We start from the raw sequence: 22,548 nt of genomic DNA on the forward strand, positions 1-22,548 counted from the left end.
TTATACTTACTTAGAAAGTTCTTTTGTGAAGAGTGTTATGGGTTTCGTGGAAGCATCAAGTGAACGGGTGTGAATTTTCCATGATATCCGGACATTTTAACAAAGGAATACAGTTTCCTTACCGGATCTGTTCATTCCCTGGATTGTGTGAAGCGAAACCAGACGAGCGTCTTTCGAACATCTCTCATACAATCCAACGTTTGTTAATGGAGTTGCTTCTAACCTGTAAAATCTGTTGCGAGTGTTCTCTAGGGAGAACGATTTAGCACATATAGAAGGGAGACAGGGTTGATGGCGAAAGACGATGTAATTGAAGTCGAAGGAACAGTTGTTGAGACTTTGCCAAACGCGATGTTTAAGGTAGAATTAGAAAATGGGCACACGGTGCTTGCACACGTTTCCGGAAAGATTCGTATGCATTTCATTCGAATTTTACCTGGAGATAAGGTTACTATTGAGTTATCTCCTTATGATTTAACTCGCGGTCGTATCACATACCGTTTTAAATAATCTTTTGCACTCCGAAGACTAAGGAGGTTGAGTTAAATGAAAGTGAGACCATCTGTAAAACCGATTTGCGAAAAATGTAAAGTTATTCGCCGACGCGGTAAAGTAATGGTAATCTGTGAAAATCCAAAACACAAACAAAAACAAGGATAATTTTTAAGGAGGTGCGAATAAATGGCACGTATTGCTGGTGTTGATATTCCTCGCGATAAACGCGTAGTAATTTCATTAACTTATATTTATGGTGTTGGTAAACCAACTGCTCAAAAAGTATTAGCTGCAGCTGGTGTATCTGAAGATACTCGTGTACGTGATCTTACTGAAGATGAATTAGACAGAATCCGTACAGAATTAGATAAGTACAAAATTGAAGGTGACTTACGTCGTGAAGTATCACTAAACATTAAACGTTTAATGGAAATTGGTTCCTACCGTGGTATCCGTCACCGTCGTGGTCTACCTGTTCGTGGACAAAATACGAAAAACAATGCACGTACTCGTAAAGGTCCTCGTAAAACTGTTGCGAACAAGAAAAAATAATAAGTAAAGGGGGTTCCTTCCGTAATGGCTCGTAAACAACAATCACGTAAACGTCGTGTGAAAAAGAATATCGAATCAGGTATTGCACACATTCGTTCTACATTTAACAATACAATCGTAACGATTACTGATATGCAAGGGAATGCAGTTTCTTGGTCAAGTGCAGGTGCTCTTGGATTCAAAGGTTCTCGTAAATCTACTCCATACGCTGCTCAAATGGCTGCTGAAGCCGCTGCTAAAGCTTCCCTTGAGCATGGTTTAAAAACGTTAGAAGTAACTGTTAAAGGTCCAGGTGCAGGTCGTGAAGCGGCTATCCGTGCACTTCAAGCTGCAGGACTTGAAGTAACAGCAATTAAAGATGTTACACCAGTTCCACATAACGGTTGCCGTCCGCCAAAACGTCGTCGTGTGTAATGGGTGCAACTCTTTGGAGTACATCATTCTTGTGCAAGAAGAATTGTACAAATTTATAAAGTCAAGATTTTTTGACTATTATGATGGTATGACCTATACAGTCGATGTTTTGAAGGAGGGTAAATTGAATGATCGAAATTGAAAAACCAAAGATTGAAACTGTTGAGATCAGCGAAGATTCCACATATGGTAAGTTTGTTATAGAACCACTAGAACGTGGATATGGTACTACTTTGGGTAATTCTTTACGTCGTATCCTTCTATCCTCATTACCGGGTGCAGCGATTACATCTGTACAAATTGATGGGGTATTACATGAATTCTCAACTATTGAAGGGGTAGTAGAGGATGTTGCTTCAATCATTTTAAACTTAAAAAAACTTGCACTGAAAATCTACTCCGATGAGGAAAAAATTCTTGAGATTGATGTGAAAGGTGAAGCAACAGTTACAGCAAGTGATATCACACATGATAGTGATGTTGAAATTTTAAATCCAGATTTGTATATAGCAACAATCGCAAGCAACGGTCATTTGCGTATACGTATGTATGCTAAGAGAGGCCGTGGTTACACTCCTGCTGATCAAAACAAACGTGAGGATCTTCCTATCGGCGTGATCCCGATCGACTCTATTTACACTCCAGTTTCACGCGTTAATTATCAAGTGGAAAATACTCGTGTAGGACAAAATTCCGATTACGATAAATTGTCCCTTGATGTGTGGACTGATGGTAGCATCGGTCCGAAAGAAGCGATTTCACTCGGAGCGAAAATATTAACAGAGCATCTAAATATTTTTGTTGGTCTAACAGATGAAGCACAAGCAGCGGAAATCATGGTAGAAAAAGAAGAGGACCAAAAAGAAAAAGTATTAGAGATGACGATCGAAGAATTAGATCTTTCTGTTCGTTCCTATAACTGTTTAAAACGTGCAGGTATTAATACAGTATTAGAACTTACGAATAAGTCTGAAGACGATATGATGAAAGTTCGTAATCTTGGACGTAAGTCATTAGAAGAAGTAAAAGCAAAACTTGCAGAGCTTGGCTTATCTTTACGTAAAGAAGACTAAGCAATCGTTATTTATTATGTTCGAATAAAGGAGGGAACATTCATGGGTTACAGAAAACTAGGCCGTACAAGTTCTCAACGTAAAGCGTTATTACGTGATTTAGCAACTGATTTAATTATTAATGAACGCATTGAAACAACTGAAGCTCGTGCAAAAGAATTACGTTCAGTTGTTGAGAAAATGATTACTTTAGGTAAACGCGGAGATTTACATGCTCGCCGTCAAGCTGCAGCATTCATCCGTCGTGAAGTAGTGACAACTACTGATGAAGAAGGAAACGAAAAAACGAAATTTGCTCTTCAAAAATTATTTGATGATGTTGCGCCACGTTACGCTGATCGCCAAGGTGGTTATACACGTATCTTAAAAGTAGGTCCTCGTCGTGGTGACGGAGCGCCTGTAGTAATTATCGAGTTAGTTTAATTTTTTAGGGGGTGTCCGGGTTTCCGGTTGAACTCGCCCCCTTTTTTACAAATGTGTGATTTATACGACAATAAAATGGCACATGAGCGTTATGATGATCGAATGAAAAATTCGTATCGTCTAGCTCTCCGCACCTCATTCATCAGATTACGGAACGTTAATAAACCGTACTTCTATAAATGTTATTAGCGCATTTCTCCTGAATGAGGTGCGCGCTTTTTTATTCAAACCAAAATCTATTAAAGAGTATGTAAAAATAAAATACGTTTCTTCATGTAATTTTCAAAATTTTTAAACGTGTTTTATTTTTATATATAGGAGATTCATTTAGAACTAGAAATGTAGAGCCCTGGAGAGAGGAGCATAGATGTGACCGAAATTCTATCATTTCATAATGTATCTTTTTCATACACACCTGACAAACCTGATGCCCGTAAAGCTGTTCAAAATGTTTCGTTTTCAATTAATGAGGGCGAGTGGATTGCCATTGTCGGTCATAATGGTTCAGGCAAATCTACAATGGTGAAAATGGTTTGTGGTCTCCTCTTCCCGCAAGAGGGGGAAATTCGCGTCATGCAAAGCATATTAAATGAAGAGACTCTTTGGGATATTCGCTCAAAAATTGGAATGGTTTTTCAAAATCCTGATAACCAATTTGTTGGAGCGACAGTGCAAGACGATGTTGCCTTTGCATTAGAAAACAACGGAGTGCCTTTTGAAGAAATGGTTGAACGGGTTTCTTCGTCTTTAAAGAAAGTCAAAATGTATGAGTTTTTAAACCATGAACCCCATCATTTATCAGGTGGTCAAAAGCAACGTGTTGCCATTGCCGGAGCACTTGCAATGCATCCGAAATTATTAATTTTAGACGAAGCAACTTCCATGCTTGATCCACAAGGTCGAGAAGAAGTATTACAAACAGTTCTAGAATTAAGAAAAGAAATTGGCTTAACAGTTTTATCGATTACGCACGATGTTGAAGAAGCACTTCTCGCAGACCGAGTTATTTTTATGAACCAGGGCAAGAAATATGCAGAAGGTTCACCAGAAGAAATTTTTGCATTAGGGGATAAATTGACTGAATTTGGTTTAGAATTGCCTTTTGCAATGAGGATGACAGAGCTGCTCCAAGCAAAAGGTGTACATTTATCAGGCAATAATTTAACAGAAGAAGAGTTGGTGAATGATCTATGGACATCAAACTTCAGCAAGTAAGCTATGCATATTCAGCAGGTACACCTTTTGAGAAGTATGCTTTATTTGATGTGGAGATGGATATTCCATCTAAAACCTATCATGCAATCATTGGACATACAGGTTCTGGTAAATCAACGATTCTCCAACATTTCAATGGATTATTAAAACCAACAAAAGGAATCGTACATATTGGAGAACGAAAAATCGAAGCGGGAAAAAAGGCAAAAGAATTAAAACCAATTCGTCAAAAGGTAGGTATTGTATTCCAATTCCCAGAGCACCAACTATTTGAAGAAACAGTATTAAAAGACATTATGTTCGGTCCGATGAATTTTGGTGTTTCTGAAGAAGAAGCGGAGAAGAGGGCTCGCGAAGGCATCAAACAAGTTGGATTGCCTGAAGAAGTGTTAGACAAGTCGCCTTTTGATTTATCAGGCGGACAAATGAGACGGGTTGCAATAGCTGGAGTACTTGCAATGAATCCAGATGTGATTGTATTAGATGAACCTACTGCTGGGCTCGACCCTAGAGGACAGAAAGAAATTATGGATTTGTTTTATCGTCTGCATAAAGAGAGAGAATTAACAACCATTCTAGTCACCCATAGCATGGAAGATGCGGCGAAATACGCAGATCAAATTTCGATTATGCATGAAGGACGCTGTGTGTTAACAGGTGTTCCACGGGAAATATTTTCAGAAAGTGAAACGCTAAAAAAATATCGATTAGAAATTCCTCGTATCGTGAAATTTCAACAAAAGATTGAAAAGTTAATAGGAAAGCCACTTTCAAAAATTTGTTTAACTGAGGAAGAGCTAGCGGATGAGATTGCTCGGTCGTTAAAGGAGCGTGATCATTCATGATGGAGAAAATGATTTTCGGACGATTTATCCCAGGAGATTCCTTCGTACATCAGTTAGATCCACGTTCCAAACTCATATTTACGTTTATTTTTGTGGTTATTGTATTTTTAGCGAACAATGCGGCTACATATGGCCTATTGTTAATTTTTACATTGTTTGTCATTTTGATTTCAAGAATTCGATTACATTTTTTAATAAATGGATTAAAACCGGTTATCATTTTAGTAATTTTCACGTTTCTCATTCACATTCTCTTTACTAGAGAAGGAGATGTACTACTGAACCTTGGTTTTCTAAAGGTTTATGAAGCAGGTTTAAGACAAGGAATTTTCATATCGATCCGTTTTGTTGTACTTGTATTTATTACAACAATCTTAACATTAACAACTTCTCCTATTTCAATAACAGACGGACTTGAAGTACTATTAAATCCTTTGAAGAAATTTAAATTGCCGATTCATGAATTAGCATTGATGATGTCCATTGCGTTACGCTTTATTCCAACGCTAATGGATGAAACGGATAAAATCATGAAAGCACAAATGGCGAGAGGGTCCGATTTAGGAGCAGGACCAATAAAAGATCGAATTAAAGCGGTTGTTCCCCTTCTGGTGCCTTTATTTGTAAGCGCCTTTAAACGGGCAGAAGATTTAGCAACAGCAATGGAAGTGCGGGGATATCGAGGAGGAGAAGGACGCACTCGATATCGCCAGTTAAAATGGGATGCGAAAGATACAACCTGTATTTTTGCATTAGTATTGATAACTGCTCTTTTAGTGTTCTTCCGCAGTTAGAAAAAGGTGAGAGACTTGCGACGCTTAAAAGCAATTATTTCTTATGATGGAACGCACTTTTCTGGCTACCAAGCGCAGCCGGGAAAAAGAACGGTGCAATCTGAAATTGAAAAAGTATTAACAGTAATGCATAAGGGCGAACACATACGCATTTTTGCTAGCGGACGTACAGATGCGCGTGTTCATGCCACTGGACAAGTCATTCATTTTGATACGACTCTTTCGATTCCAGCAGAAAACTATAAAGTGGCATTAAATGCACAATTGCCAGCTGATGTTCGAATACTCGATATGGAAGAAGTTTCCCCTGATTTTCATGCTCGATTTGATGCGAAAGGAAAACGATACCGGTATAAATGGAATTGTGATGAAGTCCAAAGTCCTTTCAAGAGAAACTATACTGTTGAAACGAGAGGAAGAAAGCCGGACGTAAGTAAAATGGAAAACGGCGCAGCTTATTTAGTTGGTACTCATGACTTTACTAGTTTTTGTGCAGCGAGTACACCTGTTGATGACAAAGTTCGCACGATTTATTCCATCGATTTTGAGTGGCACGATCAGGAACTTCATATGGTCATTGAAGGAAGTGGCTTTTTATATAATATGGTTCGGATTATTGCTGGTACTTTATGGGAAGTTGGGATTGGAAAAAGAGAGGCAGAATCTATTAAGGACATTATTGAATCGAAAAATCGCGAAATGGCAGGTACAACGGCTCCTCCCCACGGGCTATATTTAGAAAAAGTATACTATTAATGCGATAACAACTTTTCCTTGTGTTCAACATTTTTCTTGACTTATGTTTTGAACTATAATATTATAACATATGGTATTTTCATTCCACTTATAAGCCCCGAAACTTATTAGTGAGAAAAATGGAAAATTAACGGTTCATGAAATCGATTAGGAGGATATATACATGCGTACAACATTTATGGCGAAAGGTCATGAAGTAGAGCGTAAATGGTTAGTAGTTGACGCAGAAGGTAAAACGCTTGGTCGTTTAGCTTCAGAAGTTGCTGCTATTTTACGCGGTAAACATAAACCAATTTATACACCACACGTTGACACTGGTGACTATGTAATCGTAATTAACGCTGAAAAAATTCATTTAACTGGTAACAAATTAGAAGATAAAATTTACTACCGTCACTCTCAATTCGCTGGCGGTTTAAAGAAACGTACAGCAGGCGAAATGCTTGAAAGAAATCCAGAAAGAATGATCGAATTAGCAGTAAAAGGAATGCTTCCTAAAAACTCTTTAGGACGCAAAATGTTCAAAAAGCTTCATGTTTATGCTGGTCCAAATCATCCACATGCTGCACAAAAACCAGAAAGCTTCGAGCTTCGCGGATAATTAATTAGAGGAGGATATTCACTTGGCACAAGTTCAATATACTGGCACAGGTCGTCGTAAAAGCTCAGTAGCTCGTGTACGTTTAGTACCTGGCGAAGGCAAAATCATTATTAATAAACGTGATGTAGAAGAGTACATTCCATTCGAAACATTACGTGAAGTGATTAAACAACCATTAAAATTAACTCAAACTTTAGGTAGTTACGATGTATTAGTAAACGTTAAAGGTGGAGGTTATACTGGACAAGCTGGCGCTATCCGCCACGGTATCGCTCGTGCGTTACTTCAAGTTGATCCAGATTTCCGTCCAGCTTTAAAACAAGCTGGTTTACTAACTCGTGACCCACGCATGAAAGAACGTAAAAAATACGGTCTTAAAGGCGCTCGTCGCGCACCACAATTCTCAAAACGTTAATTTATCAACGTTTACAGCCCATTCTGGATTTTTTAGAATGGGCTGTATATTTAATAAAAAGGGCTCTATAATATTTGGTGTTGGTGGATACAACCAGCACCAATTTTTTTACACAAAAAAATGAAACATGTGACAAACTCTGGTAAAATGTAATCGCCAAACCACATTTCCCAAAGGAGTTGTGTCGTAAGCCCGAATTCAAACGACGCATATCAATCGATCGTACCTCCCTGTAAGATAGAGTTATCGATTACAGAGGAGGTGTTTTTGTTTGGCAGTTGAAAAACTAAATATCGTCCCTGTCAATTTGGAATCCGATTCTGATTCAACTCCACCCTCAACGAGTCGTGGTCCTCTCAAACCTGTATGCGTTATTCAAGCAACAAATTTTAAAATCTCCTTTTACCCCGGTGTAAAACCTCACATCATTCAAACGGTCATCAAGGAGTTGAATAGCAGTGATTCATGATTTTACTAAGTGAAAAAATATCTATATCATTTGTGGTCGTACGGATATGAGAAAAGGAATTGATGGTCTTGCCACCTTAATTCAGGATTCTTTCGAACTGGATCCATATAGCAACGCCATTTTCTTATTTTGTGGACGGAAGAAAGACCGCTATAAATGTTTGTATTTTGATGGAGATGGCTTCGCCATGTTATACAAACGAATCGATAACGGCAAACTCCAATGGCCCAGAAATGAAAATGAGGTTCGAAATTTGACTCAACAGGAGCTTCGATGGTTGCTCGAAGGGCTCTCGATTCAACAACCTAAAGCCATCCAAAAATCGAAAAAAGGTGCCTTCTAAATACCGATTCATGATATAATCAACTCTATATAGAATCAGTACGGAAAAGTGGTGGATGTTGTGAACAATGATTCAAACGAAAAGTTAATTCAGTCATTAGAAGAGCAACTAGCTCATGCCAATCAAAAAAATGATGAACTGTTGAAACAAATTGAATTATTGTCACAACAAGTTCGTTATTTAACTAAACGGCTTTATGGCTCAAAATCTGAAAAATCAAAGTATCAAGCTCCAGACGGACAGTGTTCTTTGTTTGATGACGACTCTTTTTTTAATGAACCTGAGCACACAGGAGAAAAAAGCACGGACACTGTGACATACACAGTTGTTCGTAAACGACATAACAAGAAAAAACGAAATGATTCTTTTATGGATGGTTTAGAAATTGAAGAAATTCATCATCATCCAGAAAACTTACAATGCGAGTGTTGTCAATCACCTATGACAGAGATTGGCAGCACGATTGTACGAGAAGAAGCAAAATTCATACCAGCTACTATGAAGCGTGTTCAGCATATTGAACACGCTTATGAGTGCAGGTCTTGTAAAAAAGATTCGAATAAAGACTCACAAATCAAACGTGGAAAAGCACCGCAACCTGCCATTCAGCGAAGTATCGCAGGACCAACGGTCTTAGCAAAACTCATCTATGATAAATTTATTCTTTATTTACCTTTATATAGGCAGGTAAAGGAATGGCATCGTTATGGTTTACTAACCAATGATAAGAACCTATCCAACTGGGTGATTCGCACTGCAGAAGATTGGCTTCTTCCATTATATAATCGGATGAAAGAAACGCTCTTGAAAAAATCTATCCTTCATGTCGATGAAACCTATGCCCAAGTTTTGAACCGCTCTGATGGGAAGCCAGCCCAGTCTAAGGCTTACAACTGGGTATTCCGTAGCGTAGCATCTCAAGGTCCAGCAATTGTTCTGTTCCATAGTGCTTTATCTCGAAGTCGGGAAATTTTGACTGACTTTATAAAAGGCTTTAAAGGAACGATGATCTGCGATGGATATTCTGCATATCATGATGTATCGAATATTCATTTTGCCAACTGCTGGGCTCATGTTCGTCGATACTGGTTAAAAGCTGATAGTAAAAATGGACGGATTGGTGTGGATTATTGCAATCAACTTTATCGGTTAGAACGTAAATTTAAAAAACTTCGACCGAGTGAACGTAGAAAAGCAAGACAAAAGGAGTCCAAACCAATCGTCGAGGCATTTTTCAAATGGATTGATGAATCTCCTTTCTATGGAAAGAATGCCCTTGCCAAAGCTGCGGAGTATACATTGAAGCATGCCGAAGGCTTAAAAGCTTTTCTGTATGATGGGCGCATTGAAATGGACAATAACCCAGCTGAAAATGCGATTCGGCCAAATGTCATTGGAAGAAAAAACTGGCTGTTTTCCGTCAGTGAATCTGGAGCCGATGCGAATGCCATCTGTTTAAGCTTGGCTGAAACGGCAAAAGCTAATGGAATTGATTTTTATCAATACTTAGTGAAAGTATTGTCGGAACTCCCAAGTTTACCAATCCATCAACAGCCAGAAATATTAGATCGCTATTTGCCATGGTCGAAAACAATTCGTGAATCATGAGCAATGGCAAAATAGCCCTCAATCCGAAAAAACTTGGGATTGAAGGGCTATTCGTCGTGTGTACCAGAAGGGTGCGCATTTTTTTATTTATCTCACATATTTCGGGCTTACGTTGTGTCACATGTCTCACCATCATTCTATACGAAACCTACTCAATATAAAAGACAAAAATATCACATTTGATGAAAATTTTTGTTCTACCGAAACGATCAAAAAAGTAAAAGCTAAAGTCTTTCATGGGACGTTAACGTATCAACCAAAAGCGTGCTATGCTTGTGGCCATGTCTTCGATGATCAAATCATTAAACACGGTTTAAACTTCTCTCATTAAAATGCCTAGTGTTTCAGGTTTTCATACCTACTTAAAATTGCGTAAACAGCGTTATTTCTGTAAACATTGTCATTCCACGTTTACTTTAAAAACGAGCGTCGTGGCTAAAAACTGTTGTATTTCCAACAATACCAAAGTATCGATTGCTTTAAACGCCAAAGATAAAATATCCGAAAAAGATATTGCGATGAAACATAATGTTTCTCATGCCACTGTCAGTCGTGTCATTGACAGCTTTTATAGCTACTATCAACCAAATGTTCACTACCTTCCAAAGCATTTGTGTTTTGATGAGTTTAAATCAGTGAAATCCGCAGCTGGAGCGATGTCCTTTATTTTCTGCGACTCTGAAACGGGGGAGATGGTGGATATCGTGGAGGACCGGAGATTACATGTCCTCAAAGAGTATTTCTTACGGTATTCCAAGAAGACGAGAGATGCGGTAAAAACGATTGTCATCGATATGTACAGCCCTTATATTTCCTTAATCCACGAAGTTTTCCCTAAAGCGGAAATCGTACTCGACAAATTTCATATCCTCCAACTATTTAGCAGAGCTTTAAACAAAACGCGCATCAACGTCATGAATCGGGATAAAAAGAATTACAATAAATTGAAAACATACTGGAAGCTCCTTCTGAAAGATCAAACAAAACTCGATTATAAAAACTACAAATATCATCACTGCTTTAAAAAGCTCATGTGTGAGGTGGATATTCTACACTACATCATTAATCTGGATTCTGAATTAAAGGCGTCCTATGAGTTATACCAATACGTTCGACATTGCATCAAAACCAAAGACTTTGAGCTCTTGAAGAAAACCTTGGCGAATAAACGGAACAGCGTTTCCAGCTATATGAAAACCGCCATCAAGACAATAAACAAATACATAAATTACGTGGAGAATACGTTGAAATACGATTATAACAACGGTATTTTAGAAGGGATTAATAACAAAATTAAGGTGATAAAGCGTATTTCTTTCGGCTATCGCTGTTTCCGACATTTTAAAACTCGGATTCTGATCACCCAAAATTTAATGACAATGAAAAAAGCTTAGAGGAATCGAAGTTCCTCTAAGCTGTGCGGTTGCATATACCAGGAAAGTCACAAAATTTTTTCACCAACACTATTTGACAAAGAACCATAAAAAGTTGTATTTGAATGTATTTTGAATGTAATTTTTTTCGGAATTTTATTATGACTCTTTCAAGATATTTAAGATTTGCTGTTTATTGCATAATAAAAGTGCAGACTAGTGCAACGAATTTGTACAGAGTCTAGCACTTTTTTTAGTGCAATAAAAAAAAGACTTGCCAGCCACCCCAAGTCCCTCTACTGTAAAAGTGTCGAATTTTACCAGTGGTGGTTTGAAAGGATGCTAGCAATGTCTGAAATTAATTGTATCAAAACTTTAAGAAATGAAAAAGGATTGTCTATTTCCAAAATTGCAGAAACTATGAATGTGAATTGGCGTACCGCCAAGAAGTATGGTGATGGCGATCAATTACCTCAAGAAAAAAAGCATATTAAAAAAGGGATGATGTATGAAGAGAAATGGGGACAAATCGTTATAGACTGGCTTGAGGAAGATCTCAAGTTAAAGAAAAAACTTCGTCGAACAAACAAAAAAATTGTTGAAGATTTAAAAGAGATGGGCTTTCAAGGGTCCTATAGAACAGTTTGTAATTTTATTCAAGAATGGCGTGCCAGAGAAGATGATGAAATCAGTAAAGGACATGAGCGATTAGACCATCCAGAAGGAGAAGCACAATTAGATTTTGGCGTAATGGAAGCTGTGCAAGACGGAGAGATTGTCGATGTTCATGTTTTAGTGATGACGTTCCCGGCAAGTAATACAGGGTTTGCGATACCGATGCCTGGAGAAAATTTAGAGTGTTTCTTAGGTGGATTACAAGAACTGTTTAAGCAAGCTGGTGGAGTGCCCCTTAGTATTCGAATTGATAATTTAACACCTGCGGTCAAAAAAGTACGTAACGGTGATACAGAAGCTGAATTAACAGAAGCATTTCGCCATTTTCAAAACTATTATGGCTTTAAGGTACAAGTGTGTAATCCATCGAGAGGTAATGAAAAAGGAAATGTGGAAAATAAAGTGGGTTATGTTCGATATAACTTCTTCAGCTTACCACCAGTTATAAAAGACTTTGAAGATTTAACGGAGAAACTAAAGAAACAATTGAAGGACGATCGTAATCGACTACATTATGAAAAGGGAGAACTCATTGAGGATTTATGGCAACAAGAGCAAAAGCAATTAAACAAATTACCAAAAGAGCCGTATCCAGTATTTAAACAATTTCCAATCAAGTTTAATAAATATAATGAGTTTAAATTGGATAAGCATTTAATTCATGTGCCTAGAGCGCGTAGTTATGTACAGTTATATTGCATTACGTATTGGGATTCATTCAAAGTGATTACAAATGAAGGAGAAATTTTATTATCAGATGCAAGACCATATATGAAGAAACGACGTTTCATTCCTTGGAAAGATATATTAAAAGATTGGTTGAAAAAGCCCCTAGTAGTTGATTATTCACGATATTCAGGTTACTTACCAACTCGTATAAAGGAATATTTAACGGTCCCTTCTTACTCATTGAGAAAACAACGAATAAATGAATTGATTACACTTTTAATAAACCATGATATGAAGGAGATTAATCAGAACTTTTACGAATTAATTGGAAACAACACAGAAGAACAAGAACATCCTTACGGTGTAAAATGGACTGATTATGATGCACTATCTCCAAAAGGAACGGGGGAATCTGGTCATGAATAATGCCATTTTACAATTGTGTAAACAATTGCGATTAGCATATATCGCTGAAGCAATACACGAAGTTCCATTTACAACACCGGAAGAATATATTTACCAGCTTTTATTAAAAGAACAAGAAGGTAGAGAACAAGCAAAAGTTGCAAGAAATTTAAAAAATGCCCGATTTATCGATATGAAAACATTAGAGAGCTATGAATGGCACAAAGATATTTGTTTACCTAGCCATCTATCCAAAGAAGAGTTGGTGCAACTTGATTTTATTCGAAAAAAAGAGAATGTCATTTTAGTAGGAGCACCTGGAACAGGTAAAACACATTTAGCATCCGCACTTGGTAGAAGAGCTTGTGAACAAGGTTTTGAAGTACGCTTTTATCGAGTTTCGCATCTAGTTGAAGAATTGGAACAGGCTTTGAATATAGGGAAACTAAAGCAATTTAGAAAGAAGTTAGAAAAAAATGATTTAATGATATTGGATGAAATGGGTTATCTTCCAATTGGAAAAGAAGGAGCAGAGTTACTTTTTCAAATTATTTCAGAGTTTTATGAACAAAAAAGTTTGATTATTACGTCAAATTTAGAGTTTAGTCAGTGGAATCGTATTTTTTCAGATTCGCGTTTAACGGCAGCTCTGGTGGATCGATTAATTCACCATGCCCACATCATCTCTTATACGGGACAGAGCTTCCGTTTAGCGAATGCATTGTCGAGAAAACAGTAAAAATAATGGGTGGCAACACTCTGCATTTTTCATTGCAATTCTCTGCACTTTTATCTTGCAAAATACAACTCGTTTGATGTCCTCAGGTAATTTAAGTGATTGTAAAGCTGCGATTCCATTATTGAAAAAACTTCATCACTTAGGAAACGGTCAATTTACAATAGCTATATTTGATGCTGGTTATGATGTTGAACCTATTTACCGTCAAGCCGTATCACAGTCCATGCGAGTCGTGATTCCTTACAACGTTCGCCGAGAAGGAGAATATATAGGATTCGATGAACATTTTCGTCCAACCTGTGTGCGTGAACATAGTTACCAATATGACAGTTTTGACGCTAAGTACAATACATTAAAATTCACACGTCCAAAGGAATGTGCAACTTGCCCATTACGAGAAGACACCCTTTGCCAAAAAGTTTTCAAAATCAAATGTGATATAGATATCCGTAAATTTACCTATCCAGCACGTGGGACAGAACGATGGAAACTGCTTTATCAAGAACGTACAGCAGTCGAACGCGTAAACGCTTATTTAAAGGAATACTTTCAATTTGTAAACGCTAAAATAGAATCAACAGAATTTGCTCATTTGGATTGAACACTTTTTCACTATTCAATACACTTCTAGTAAACTAGTAGTTTTAGTTTATTGGAGGCTGTACTAATGGAGGAGAAGTTAGTGTTATATGTAGATATTCACCGCTTGCATGATAGGAAATTACGAATTTCACAAATTGCAAAGCAGTTAAAAATTTCTCGTAATACAGTTTATAAGTATTTAAGTATGACATTTGAAGAAGCGGTTGAAGAATTTGGTCTAATTGAGCGAAAGAAAAAATTAGATCCCTATCGGGATTGGATTGTGAATTGGTTACAAGAATATCCAAGTATCAGTGGAGCGCAAATTTTAGATTGGCTTCAAGAAAGGTTTCCTGACATTGTAGTTGGAGAAAGCACTGTTCGAAGATATGTCAATGAAATGAGAGAAATCTATCATATTGAAAAAACAAATGAACCTAGAGAATACGAAGCAGTTGTCGAGCAACCACCAGGCAAACAGATGCAAGTTGATTGGGGCCAAACAATTCAGAAAAACACTCAGAAAAAAGAAATAAAGCTTTATTTTATTGCCTTTGTGTTGGCTCATTCTCGGCAAAAGTATATGGAGTGGCAGGACCGTCCTTTTACTACACAGGATACCATTCGTTGTCATGAAAATGCATTTCGATTTTTTGAAGGAGTAACCGAAGAAATTGTTTATGGTCAAGACAATCTAATTGCAGTGAATGAAAATGCAGGAGACATTATTTTAACAAAAGAATTTCAAAAGTATGTAAAGGAACGAAAATTTAAGGTTTACCTTTGTAGAAAGGCTGATCCAGAATCAAAAGGAAAAATTGAAAATGTAGTGAAGTATGTGAAAAAGAATTTCGCTCTTCATCGTGTTTTTTCAACGATTGAAGATTGGAATGAAAAAGCGTGGAAATGGCTAGAACGAACGGGTAATTACAAAGTGCATCAAACCATAAAAAAGAGACCTTTCGAAGTGTTTCTCCTGGAAAAGCAACACTTACGAAAAATCTCTTCACCGCTTTCAGAAGTTGAAAGCAACCCTACAGAAATTATAACAAGGAATGTGAATAAGGACAACACGATTCGTTTTCAATCGAATCGATATTCAGTGCCGATTGGCACATACACGAAGTGTCCTCAAGTGAAGCTACAAATCAACGGGCAACAACTAATCATAGTAAACTCAACTACAGGTGAGATTCTTGCCAAACATACAATTAGTTCAGAAAAAGGAAAGCTGATTAAAAATACGAATCATACGAGAGATCGTTCTAAATCAATAGAAGCACTTAAACGACATGTATTGAACCTTTTTCAAAGAGAAGAAAAAGCAAAACAGTATATTGAGGAAATTTGTCATATTTATGGGCGTTATCGCCGTGACCAATTACTTTTATTAAAAAAAGTAGCCGAAGAGAATCCCCAATGGATTTCAGCTGCACTTGAGAAGTGTATGGGTGAAAAATTGTATAGTGCGAATGCCTTTCGTGATGTTGTGGATTATTTAAAACGGCAACAATTGCATCCCATTCCCAAAATTCATGTAGCATCCGCCACCTCTGTTTCAATACCTGTAGAAACAAGAGATTTGAAGGACTACATTCAACGAATGGGAGGAAATATGCATGAGTAAGAGTGTCACGGAAATTCAACAAGCCTTTAAACAATTGCGGTTAGCAGAGACAGCGGAGGAGCTCCCCGAGCTCCTTCGCAAAGCAGAGCAATCCTCATGGACATATTTAGAATTTTTAGAGGAGCTGACTACATTTGAATTAAAAAGGCGCGAAGAAAAAAGTATTCAAAAGCGATTAAACTGGGCTCGTTTTCCATTCCATAAACCGATCGAAACGTTTGATATAAACGAGCAAACAGCGATTACAGAACGTCAGTTAAAACAGCTCCGGGAGTATCAGTGGATTGAACAAACTTACAATATCATCTTGCTTGGTCCGCCAGGAGCGGGAAAAACATTATTATCGGTTGGTTTGGGAATTGAAGCGATTGAAAAAGGATATCAAGTATATTTTGTCACCATGGGAGATTTAATTGTTTTTGTCAATATAAAATTGAGCCACTTACTGAATGAAATTTACAAAATGGAGAATTTGGAGTGAGGAGATCATGCCTTGGAGAGGGACATTATCCTCTCACTCCTTGTGGATTGATTATTATTCTTCTGTTTTTCGATGTTTTAAACTTTCTCTGAAACGATAGGGTTCACCATTAAGCAAAAGGATATGTGCTTTATGAGTTAAGCGATCTAGTAATGCAGTCGTAATTTTTTCATTACCAAACAGATTTGTCCATTCAGAGAATTCTAGATTAGTTGTAATCATTACACTGCCACGTTCATAACGATTGGAAAAGAACTGAAACAGTAATTCGACTCCAATCTTAGAAAACGGAACATACCCTAATTCATCCACGATGATTACATCATATTTGAGCCACTTGTTTTCAAATGCACCTAGCTTATGTTCGTCGTTGGAGATGAGTAATTGTTCCACTAATTCGTAGGCAGTTGTAAATTTTACTTTGTAGCCGTTCAGAATCATTTCCATCCCAAGAGCGATTGCGAGGTGAGTTTTACCAGTACCACTATTGCCTAAGAAAATAATATTCTCTTTCCTTTCCACAAACTCACCTTTTGCAAGTTTCATCAATCGATTTTTGTTTAAACTGGGCATTAAGCTAAAATCATAGGTTTCTAATGTTTTATTAATGGGAGAAACAAGCCTACAGGCTTCAAATCGTTGTTCTGGGAGAGGATGAAGGTATTCTTTTTCTTTTTCCCACATTTCAACAACTAATTCGTTGGAATGAGGAACTTTTCTTTCCTTAGCATCTTCCAAACACCAATGGAATAAGTATTCATTTAATTCTTCAATCGATTGAACTTCAGGTTCAGGCACCAAAGCATTTCTTCGTACATAACCAACGGAACCTTCAACTCGTCCTTTTTCATTACCTGAGCTAGGATTACAGAATTCTGCTTTAAAGAGATAATGGGTTTGTAAAGCCAGAAATGATTCCTGCTCTAAGTGATTTCTTCCTTGAAGAATTTTCTGCACAGATGTTTTTAAATTATCAAAGAGTCCTTCTGTAGGGATACCTCCAAAAAATTCAAACGCATGAACAAAGCCATCTAAGAAAGCCTCTTGTTTTTCGTGGAGATACGCTCTGACAAAACGTACACGACTTGCCGAAAGTTGAGCGTAAAAGAGGAAAACGCGTCGTTTTTTACCCTGAAGAATAATATCCGCCTCTCCCCAGTCGAATGGGAATTGGTGGCCGAGTTGGAATTCAAGTGGAATGAAGACTTCTTGTAGTACTTTCTTGCGTTCTCTCACAATTTTTCTAATGTTGGATTCAGACTCCTTAAAACCATATTCACGAACGAGCCTTCGATGAATATTCGCAGCTGTATGTCTCTGTTTTCCCCATCGTTTGAAATCTTCTTCAAGCCATTGATCGATAATAGGCAATATTCGTTTCGTTTCACTTGAGAATTCCTTCTTTCCATAGGACTTTTCACGTTGAATAATGGTTGGTGGCTGATTCGATTTCAAATATTTACTTACAGTATTTCTTGAGATGCCAAGTTTATTAGCTATTTTTCGTTGAGATAAACCTTCTACCTCATATAGATATTTGATAATATGAAATTGAGCCATCTTAATCATCCTTTTTTATCTCTCCTTCGATTGAGTATTCGGAATTACTCAATCTTAAGAGGGAAGATAAAAATTGGAAATAGGGTGGCTCATTTTATATGTAATCGAAAGCCTTAAAAATGGCTCAAAATTAAATTATCAAATACATTCGGTATCAGCAAATGTTTTATGTGACGAAAGCGAAGCGACAGTCACAATGTGTGACGTCCTACTAATTCCAAGAAGTACCTATTATCATCACATAAAGAAACGTGAAGATGATGAAAGACAGGCTGAAGAAGCTTATTTACAAGATTTTTAAGCAAAGTCGCAATAACTATGGTACTCGTAAAATCAAAAAAGAATTAGAAAAGAAAGAAAAGATTGTTTCAAGTCGCCGAATTGGTCGAATCATGAAGCAGTTAAATTTGGTGTCAAACTATACGGTTGCCTATTACAAACCACCGAAAAAACAAAGTAATGAAGCCAAAATCGCCAATATTTTAAACCGAGCATTTCAACAAGAAAAGAAACTCTCTGTACTGGTCAGTGATTTAACATACGTACGTGTCGGAAAAAGGTGGAACTATGTATGTTTATTTGTCGACCTGTTCAATAGGGAAATTGTAGGTACAAGTGTAGGACTAAACAAAGATACCAACTTAGTCTATAAGGCGTTAAGTAGCATTCAAGGGAATTTAATGAATGTCCAATTATTCCATACAGATCGTGGTTCAGAATTTAACAATCAATTAATCGTTGAAGCAATTGAAACATTTTGTATCCAGCGATCTTTAAGTACCAAAGGATGTCCATATGACAATGCCGTAGCAGAAGCAACATTTAAAAGTTTCAAAATTGAATTTGTGTATCAGAAAACCTTCCAAACACTTGAACAACTCACCATCGAAATGTGGGATCATGTTGACTAGTGCAATCACATACAAATTCATGAAACATTAGGTTATTTAACACCAGTAGAGTATAAGCAAAAATATGGGCAAAGCAAGGGATAAGAAAACATCTAATTGAAGAAAGGCTTTACATGGAGAGGTGGGCATGACTGCCTTGATTGGCAGAGCCAGCCATATTATAAAGCTGGTTCCTTGGCTCGAGAGTCATGCCCGTAGAGGCTCCATGTCAAGCCACTTGGAACATAAGAAATATTTTTAAGGAGAGCAAGAATTCTTAAACTAGGCCAACCCTTATAAATATTGTTCAATTTAATGTTGACATTCCACTCCTTCCTTGTGATAAGGATGATGATATTTTGATGTTACCATAACAAGAGAAAAGTTTTTTAAGAGAATATTAATATAAAAATTGAGGCTGTTCAGAAAGTGATTGACTTTCTGGACAGTCCCTTCCTTTTTACAAAAAATTGGTGCTGGTTTTTCTCACCAACACCAAATATTATAGAGCCTCTATTAATGAGAGATGATTTTTTATCTATTTATTTAATAGGGACCATTTCACTTTCTGGGCAGCTGCCTCTGCAATTATATATGAAAATAGGTTAGATGGCATTTAAAAAATAGTTCAAATAATAAATAATACTTATTTTTTTCTTAAATATAATCCTTCAGTTGTAGTAATCATCTCAATAAGCTTTCTAGATTTTTCATCTTGATAATATAGAGAAACTATTAATTCATTTACCCAAGCAATCACCTTTAATTCTGGTAAATAGATTATAGTTTGTTCATACCCTCTAAGGCTCAGTTTTAAGAGACATGCTAATTCTATGGGGGTATTAACTTGAATGAATAGATAATCCTTAATTTTTATAAGGTAATTTCTTTCTTCCTCAGAGAGGTAATCTGGTAATCTTTTTGAGAAGTAAAAAGAGCTTTGTACCCATAACGGACTATAGCAGGACAATATTGTTAAAGTATTGATATATTTTCTTTCAACTTCAAAATATTCATTTACTGTTTGCTCTTTTCGAGTAAAAAAAACATCTAGTGGAGAAAACCATTCCATAGTTTTATTAATTATCATTGGAAAACGATCTATCAATACAAAATTTTCTGGATATAAATTGAAAAGCTCTTCTTCATTAATAAATCCATCACTATCAAATGGAATTGAAAGATTAAATGAAGCAATTATTTCTTTATATGTCATATTATTATAGTTCTCTTTCAATTTATAATAAACACCACTTTTCTATCTTAATATCTATTCAATATTTTTCCTTTTTCATCTAATGAAGCAACAGTATTTCCTTTATTATCTTTTAGTTTCCATTTTCTACCTCCATGTCCTGCTGTATCTTTATCTATTTGCCATCCCGTTTTTGGATCTTTATAGGCAGTTTTCCCATTTACTTTATCGGTAAATTTACCCAAATCTACATAACCATCATTATTTAATAGTTTTTTTGGAATTGCTTTGTATGCTATATTAATATTTTCAACTAAAGTTGGTTCTTTCAACCATAATTGATAAACTCCAGCTGCTACAGTTAATCCTGCTGCTTCCCAAACATAATCAGAGATAGCAATTGCTGGTACTACAAGTAATGGTAAAGCAGCAGGCTGTACTGAGTTATCCGTTTCAACTAAGAACTCTTTTTCGTTTACTATGAAAGATTCCTTTTCTAAGTTATTATTTTCCTGAGCATTAACCATTGGAATGTTTGATACTAATAATATTAAAACTGAAAAATATCACTAGCGTCGCATAAATAAGTTTTGAAATTTCAGATTTTATTTTTCTGGAAAATTAGCGAAAAACGAAAACACCTAAATAAAGGTAGTAAACATCCATTTTTTACCTATAGCTTAAGACGAGTGCAACAACGACAAATCAACCTTTAAGGAACGCTCATCCCTTCGATTTTCCGTAACCAAATGTGTGCAGATTTCCATAAAGCTGCTTTCAAATATCGACTTATTTGTAACGTACTTCGGTCACTATTAGTGTTCAACTGAGCTAACACATTTAAACAGTATACAATCATCGCTACGTATACTTGGTTGTGTACGGCTTGTTCACTGTGGCCGTAGAACTTCTTGATATTCAAGTGTTGTTTCATCCATTTGAAAAAGAGTTCAATGGCCCAACGTGACTTATAGATTTCAGCGATTTCATCTGCATCCATATCAAAACGATTCGTCAGTAAATGAAGTTCATTTCCTTTTGTATCCAACAATTTGATGAGACGGAACGCGTTTTCAGAACGATTTTGCGTGGTTCCAATAACCACCATTTCATCGGAGAATACAGGCGAATCTTCAGGTAACGAAAATCGTTCTAACACACGGACGACAGCGTTTTTTCGTAAACGTGAAACAAAGAAATACCCATCATCCGTCATACGGTCAAATCGCTCATAATCTAAGTATCCACGATCGAACACGTACAGGCATTCTTGATCATCAATGAATACCTCTAATTGACCACGATCATGTTCGATTGCGTTTGTCAGTACGGCCTTGTCGGGATAAGAAAGTCTTTTTTCCATGAATACAAGACGCAAGTGAAGCTTCACGCCCGATTTTGTTTTTCGGAACTCTGCCCATTTGTGGTTCGTCAAATTCAGTGGCAACGTACTCGAATCAATGATTTTTAGTGGCGTTGTCAGCTTTCTTCGCTTTTGAAAATGTGTTTTCTCATGAATTTGAGCCACTAAATCAAGAAAAATCGATTGAAAGAAAACCGTTGGAATGGCATTGATTCGTCTTCCTAATTGGGAAAAGCTAATCGATGGAAGACCTGTTGCACGTTGTAATTCTTCAGAAAAAACAGCGTCACTTAAAGCTCGCAAACTCTCGGTTTCATGTAATTGAGCGTACAACAGTAATTTCAGAAATGAAGCCATATAAAGCTTCTTTGTATAGTAATCTAAATGATAGGCTTTCACCATATCGTCAAATAAGTTGAAATTAATTGGTGAAAACCATTGTTCAAATGATGTTTTTCGTGTAAACTTATCCATAATCGTGATTCCTTTATATTGGATTTGGATAGGTTTACTACCACCAAACCATTATAAAGGATTTTTTTATGGAAAAATATAGTTACAGAAAATTCAGATTTATTATGTCTATTGATATTTTTTATGCGACACTAGTGGAAAAATATATTAAAAATTTTTTTATTGTACTCATATTTATCTACCACCCTATAAAAATATTTTAGTTATTACTATGCATAGTACCATTTATAACTCGAGTTATTTATATTATAAAATCAACCAGTTAATACAAGGAATAGTATATAATTACCAATTTTGTAAAATATAGATTATGTAATAAAGTGTAAATCATTTTCTAAATAAGGAAAATATTAGTAATAACAACATTTTTATAGTTTTATAGTAATTGAAAGAGTTTCTATTCTTTCAAGTGTGACGGTTAAAATAAGTGATCCAACATTTAAAGTTTACTTATGTGTAGAAATTATTATAAATTTTAAACTTGCCCCCAACAACATTTTGTAGATGGCATT

Annotated in this window: 27 protein-coding genes and 1 pseudogene; 24 read left to right on the top strand and 4 right to left on the bottom strand. The window is 36.4% G+C overall.

Annotated elements, in window-relative coordinates:
- The first annotated feature begins 291 nt into the window (after positions 1-291).
- From infA to UtA1_RS03755, 22 genes and pseudogenes are all read left to right on the top strand, one after another.
- Positions 292-510, top strand: a complete 219-nt coding sequence (gene infA / locus UtA1_RS03655; protein WP_016839390.1) for a translation initiation factor IF-1 — start codon at positions 292-294, stop codon at positions 508-510.
- Positions 511-546: 36 nt separating this feature from the next.
- On the top strand, positions 547-660 hold the full coding sequence (gene rpmJ / locus UtA1_RS03660) for a 50S ribosomal protein L36 (RefSeq protein ID WP_000868344.1): 114 nt from the start codon (positions 547-549) through the stop codon (positions 658-660).
- Positions 661-681: 21 nt separating this feature from the next.
- A complete protein-coding gene (rpsM, locus tag UtA1_RS03665; protein ID WP_096550074.1) occupies positions 682-1,047 on the top strand; it encodes a 30S ribosomal protein S13 in 366 nt (121 codons plus the stop codon).
- 24 nt (positions 1,048-1,071) lie between these two features.
- A complete protein-coding gene (gene rpsK / locus UtA1_RS03670; protein WP_016839392.1) occupies positions 1,072-1,461 on the top strand; it encodes a 30S ribosomal protein S11 in 390 nt (129 codons plus the stop codon).
- A 128-nt stretch (positions 1,462-1,589) separates the two neighbouring features.
- A complete protein-coding gene (locus UtA1_RS03675; protein WP_096550075.1) occupies positions 1,590-2,534 on the top strand; it encodes a DNA-directed RNA polymerase subunit alpha in 945 nt (314 codons plus the stop codon).
- Between the two features lie 42 nt (positions 2,535-2,576).
- Positions 2,577-2,957 carry a 50S ribosomal protein L17 gene (rplQ, locus tag UtA1_RS03680; RefSeq protein WP_016839395.1) on the top strand — a complete coding sequence of 127 codons (381 nt, stop codon included), beginning with the start codon at positions 2,577-2,579 and terminating at the stop codon, positions 2,955-2,957.
- Positions 2,958-3,326: 369 nt separating this feature from the next.
- Positions 3,327-4,172 carry an energy-coupling factor ABC transporter ATP-binding protein gene (locus UtA1_RS03685; RefSeq protein WP_096550076.1) on the top strand — a complete coding sequence of 282 codons (846 nt, stop codon included), beginning with the start codon at positions 3,327-3,329 and terminating at the stop codon, positions 4,170-4,172.
- Entirely contained in the window at positions 4,148-5,017 is an 870-nt protein-coding gene (locus tag UtA1_RS03690) for an energy-coupling factor ABC transporter ATP-binding protein (RefSeq protein WP_016839397.1), read from the top strand. Before UtA1_RS03685 ends, UtA1_RS03690 begins: the two co-directional genes overlap by 25 nt.
- The gene (locus UtA1_RS03695) at positions 5,014-5,811 is read left to right on the top strand and encodes an energy-coupling factor transporter transmembrane component T family protein (protein WP_016839398.1); all 798 of its coding nucleotides are present in this window, start codon (positions 5,014-5,016) and stop codon (positions 5,809-5,811) included. Before UtA1_RS03690 ends, UtA1_RS03695 begins: the two co-directional genes overlap by 4 nt.
- Before the next feature lie 15 nt (positions 5,812-5,826).
- Positions 5,827-6,567: a tRNA pseudouridine(38-40) synthase TruA gene (gene truA, locus UtA1_RS03700; protein ID WP_096550077.1), complete on the top strand. Its 741-nt coding sequence runs from the start codon at positions 5,827-5,829 to the stop codon at positions 6,565-6,567.
- A 163-nt stretch (positions 6,568-6,730) separates the two neighbouring features.
- Positions 6,731-7,168: a 50S ribosomal protein L13 gene (rplM, locus tag UtA1_RS03705; RefSeq protein WP_016839400.1), complete on the top strand. Its 438-nt coding sequence runs from the start codon at positions 6,731-6,733 to the stop codon at positions 7,166-7,168.
- Between the two features lie 22 nt (positions 7,169-7,190).
- Entirely contained in the window at positions 7,191-7,583 is a 393-nt protein-coding gene (rpsI, locus tag UtA1_RS03710) for a 30S ribosomal protein S9 (RefSeq protein WP_016839401.1), read from the top strand.
- Positions 7,584-7,854: 271 nt separating this feature from the next.
- Entirely contained in the window at positions 7,855-8,052 is a 198-nt protein-coding gene (locus tag UtA1_RS03715) for a hypothetical protein (RefSeq protein WP_016839676.1), read from the top strand.
- A gap of 46 nt (positions 8,053-8,098) precedes the next feature.
- Positions 8,099-8,395, top strand: a complete 297-nt coding sequence (gene tnpB / locus UtA1_RS03720) for an IS66 family insertion sequence element accessory protein TnpB (RefSeq protein ID WP_096550078.1) — start codon at positions 8,099-8,101, stop codon at positions 8,393-8,395.
- A gap of 48 nt (positions 8,396-8,443) precedes the next feature.
- Complete coding sequence (gene tnpC, locus UtA1_RS03725; protein ID WP_096550079.1) at positions 8,444-10,003, top strand: IS66 family transposase; 1,560 nt, start codon at positions 8,444-8,446, stop codon at positions 10,001-10,003.
- A gap of 121 nt (positions 10,004-10,124) precedes the next feature.
- Positions 10,125-10,334, top strand: coding sequence for a hypothetical protein (locus UtA1_RS17440; RefSeq protein WP_197722740.1), 210 nt, complete (start codon positions 10,125-10,127; stop codon positions 10,332-10,334).
- 1 nt (position 10,335) lies between these two features.
- Positions 10,336-11,397, top strand: coding sequence for an ISL3 family transposase (locus tag UtA1_RS03730; RefSeq protein ID WP_197722741.1), 1,062 nt, complete (start codon positions 10,336-10,338; stop codon positions 11,395-11,397).
- A gap of 318 nt (positions 11,398-11,715) precedes the next feature.
- Complete coding sequence (gene istA / locus UtA1_RS03735; protein WP_016839615.1) at positions 11,716-13,146, top strand: IS21 family transposase; 1,431 nt, start codon at positions 11,716-11,718, stop codon at positions 13,144-13,146.
- Positions 13,139-13,864 carry an IS21-like element helper ATPase IstB gene (gene istB, locus UtA1_RS03740; RefSeq protein WP_016839616.1) on the top strand — a complete coding sequence of 242 codons (726 nt, stop codon included), beginning with the start codon at positions 13,139-13,141 and terminating at the stop codon, positions 13,862-13,864. Before istA (UtA1_RS03735) ends, istB begins: the two co-directional genes overlap by 8 nt.
- 49 nt (positions 13,865-13,913) lie before the next feature.
- Positions 13,914-14,462 (top strand): annotated as a pseudogene (locus UtA1_RS03745) (transposase); the annotation flags it as partial.
- Between the two features lie 84 nt (positions 14,463-14,546).
- Complete coding sequence (istA, locus tag UtA1_RS03750) at positions 14,547-16,073, top strand: IS21 family transposase (protein WP_232019932.1); 1,527 nt, start codon at positions 14,547-14,549, stop codon at positions 16,071-16,073.
- Positions 16,066-16,554, top strand: coding sequence for an ATP-binding protein (locus UtA1_RS03755; RefSeq protein WP_016839619.1), 489 nt, complete (start codon positions 16,066-16,068; stop codon positions 16,552-16,554). Before istA (UtA1_RS03750) ends, UtA1_RS03755 begins: the two co-directional genes overlap by 8 nt.
- Positions 16,555-16,608: 54 nt before the next feature.
- Here UtA1_RS03755 and istA (UtA1_RS03760) read toward each other — a convergent pair whose 3' ends face one another.
- Positions 16,609-18,114 carry an IS21 family transposase gene (gene istA / locus UtA1_RS03760; protein WP_016839620.1) on the bottom strand — a complete coding sequence of 502 codons (1,506 nt, stop codon included), beginning with the start codon at positions 18,112-18,114 and terminating at the stop codon, positions 16,609-16,611.
- A 73-nt stretch (positions 18,115-18,187) separates the two neighbouring features.
- On the opposite strand from istA (UtA1_RS03760), the gene UtA1_RS03765 reads away from it, so the two are divergent.
- Both UtA1_RS03765 and UtA1_RS03770 read left to right on the top strand, forming a co-directional pair.
- A complete protein-coding gene (locus tag UtA1_RS03765; RefSeq protein ID WP_016839621.1) occupies positions 18,188-18,415 on the top strand; it encodes a hypothetical protein in 228 nt (75 codons plus the stop codon).
- A complete protein-coding gene (locus UtA1_RS03770; protein ID WP_096550081.1) occupies positions 18,372-19,025 on the top strand; it encodes an IS3 family transposase in 654 nt (217 codons plus the stop codon). The genes UtA1_RS03765 and UtA1_RS03770 overlap by 44 nt, the downstream gene beginning before the upstream one ends.
- A gap of 625 nt (positions 19,026-19,650) precedes the next feature.
- Here UtA1_RS03770 and UtA1_RS03775 read toward each other — a convergent pair.
- The 3 genes from UtA1_RS03775 to UtA1_RS03785 form a co-directional block, all read right to left on the bottom strand.
- Entirely contained in the window at positions 19,651-20,220 is a 570-nt protein-coding gene (locus tag UtA1_RS03775; RefSeq protein WP_016839623.1) for a hypothetical protein, read from the bottom strand.
- A 47-nt stretch (positions 20,221-20,267) separates the two neighbouring features.
- Positions 20,268-20,726, bottom strand: coding sequence for a hypothetical protein (locus UtA1_RS03780; RefSeq protein WP_096550082.1), 459 nt, complete (start codon positions 20,724-20,726; stop codon positions 20,268-20,270).
- 185 nt (positions 20,727-20,911) lie between these two features.
- Positions 20,912-22,036, bottom strand: coding sequence for an IS4 family transposase (locus UtA1_RS03785; protein WP_096550083.1), 1,125 nt, complete (start codon positions 22,034-22,036; stop codon positions 20,912-20,914).
- Positions 22,037-22,548 lie beyond the last annotated feature (512 nt).

Source organism: Ureibacillus thermosphaericus (assembly GCF_002370195.2).
In the GTDB taxonomy this organism is placed as follows: domain Bacteria; phylum Bacillota; class Bacilli; order Bacillales_A; family Planococcaceae; genus Ureibacillus; species Ureibacillus thermosphaericus.

What these genes read in the sequence shown, in the direction of transcription:
- infA (WP_016839390.1), top strand. Translation starts at nt 292, where the DNA reads ATGGCGAAAGACGATGTAATTGAAGTCGAAGGAACAGTTGTTGAGACT.
- rpmJ (WP_000868344.1), top strand. Translation starts at nt 547, where the DNA reads ATGAAAGTGAGACCATCTGTAAAACCGATTTGCGAAAAATGTAAAGTT.
- rpsM (WP_096550074.1), top strand. Translation starts at nt 682, where the DNA reads ATGGCACGTATTGCTGGTGTTGATATTCCTCGCGATAAACGCGTAGTA.
- rpsK (WP_016839392.1), top strand. Translation starts at nt 1,072, where the DNA reads ATGGCTCGTAAACAACAATCACGTAAACGTCGTGTGAAAAAGAATATC.
- UtA1_RS03675 (WP_096550075.1), top strand. Translation starts at nt 1,590, where the DNA reads ATGATCGAAATTGAAAAACCAAAGATTGAAACTGTTGAGATCAGCGAA.
- rplQ (WP_016839395.1), top strand. Translation starts at nt 2,577, where the DNA reads ATGGGTTACAGAAAACTAGGCCGTACAAGTTCTCAACGTAAAGCGTTA.
- UtA1_RS03690 (WP_016839397.1), top strand. Translation starts at nt 4,148, where the DNA reads ATGGACATCAAACTTCAGCAAGTAAGCTATGCATATTCAGCAGGTACA.
- UtA1_RS03695 (WP_016839398.1), top strand. Translation starts at nt 5,014, where the DNA reads ATGATGGAGAAAATGATTTTCGGACGATTTATCCCAGGAGATTCCTTC.
- rplM (WP_016839400.1), top strand. Translation starts at nt 6,731, where the DNA reads ATGCGTACAACATTTATGGCGAAAGGTCATGAAGTAGAGCGTAAATGG.
- tnpB (WP_096550078.1), top strand. Translation starts at nt 8,099, where the DNA reads ATGAGAAAAGGAATTGATGGTCTTGCCACCTTAATTCAGGATTCTTTC.
- UtA1_RS17440 (WP_197722740.1), top strand. Translation starts at nt 10,125, where the DNA reads ATGTCTCACCATCATTCTATACGAAACCTACTCAATATAAAAGACAAA.
- UtA1_RS03730 (WP_197722741.1), top strand. Translation starts at nt 10,336, where the DNA reads ATGCCTAGTGTTTCAGGTTTTCATACCTACTTAAAATTGCGTAAACAG.
- istA (WP_016839615.1), top strand. Translation starts at nt 11,716, where the DNA reads ATGCTAGCAATGTCTGAAATTAATTGTATCAAAACTTTAAGAAATGAA.
- istB (WP_016839616.1), top strand. Translation starts at nt 13,139, where the DNA reads ATGAATAATGCCATTTTACAATTGTGTAAACAATTGCGATTAGCATAT.
- UtA1_RS03755 (WP_016839619.1), top strand. Translation starts at nt 16,066, where the DNA reads ATGAGTAAGAGTGTCACGGAAATTCAACAAGCCTTTAAACAATTGCGG.
- istA (WP_016839620.1), bottom strand. Translation starts at nt 18,114, where the DNA reads ATGGCTCAATTTCATATTATCAAATATCTATATGAGGTAGAAGGTTTA.
- UtA1_RS03770 (WP_096550081.1), top strand. Translation starts at nt 18,372, where the DNA reads ATGATGAAAGACAGGCTGAAGAAGCTTATTTACAAGATTTTTAAGCAA.
- UtA1_RS03775 (WP_016839623.1), bottom strand. Translation starts at nt 20,220, where the DNA reads ATGACATATAAAGAAATAATTGCTTCATTTAATCTTTCAATTCCATTT.
- UtA1_RS03780 (WP_096550082.1), bottom strand. Translation starts at nt 20,726, where the DNA reads ATGGTTAATGCTCAGGAAAATAATAACTTAGAAAAGGAATCTTTCATA.
- UtA1_RS03785 (WP_096550083.1), bottom strand. Translation starts at nt 22,036, where the DNA reads ATGGATAAGTTTACACGAAAAACATCATTTGAACAATGGTTTTCACCA.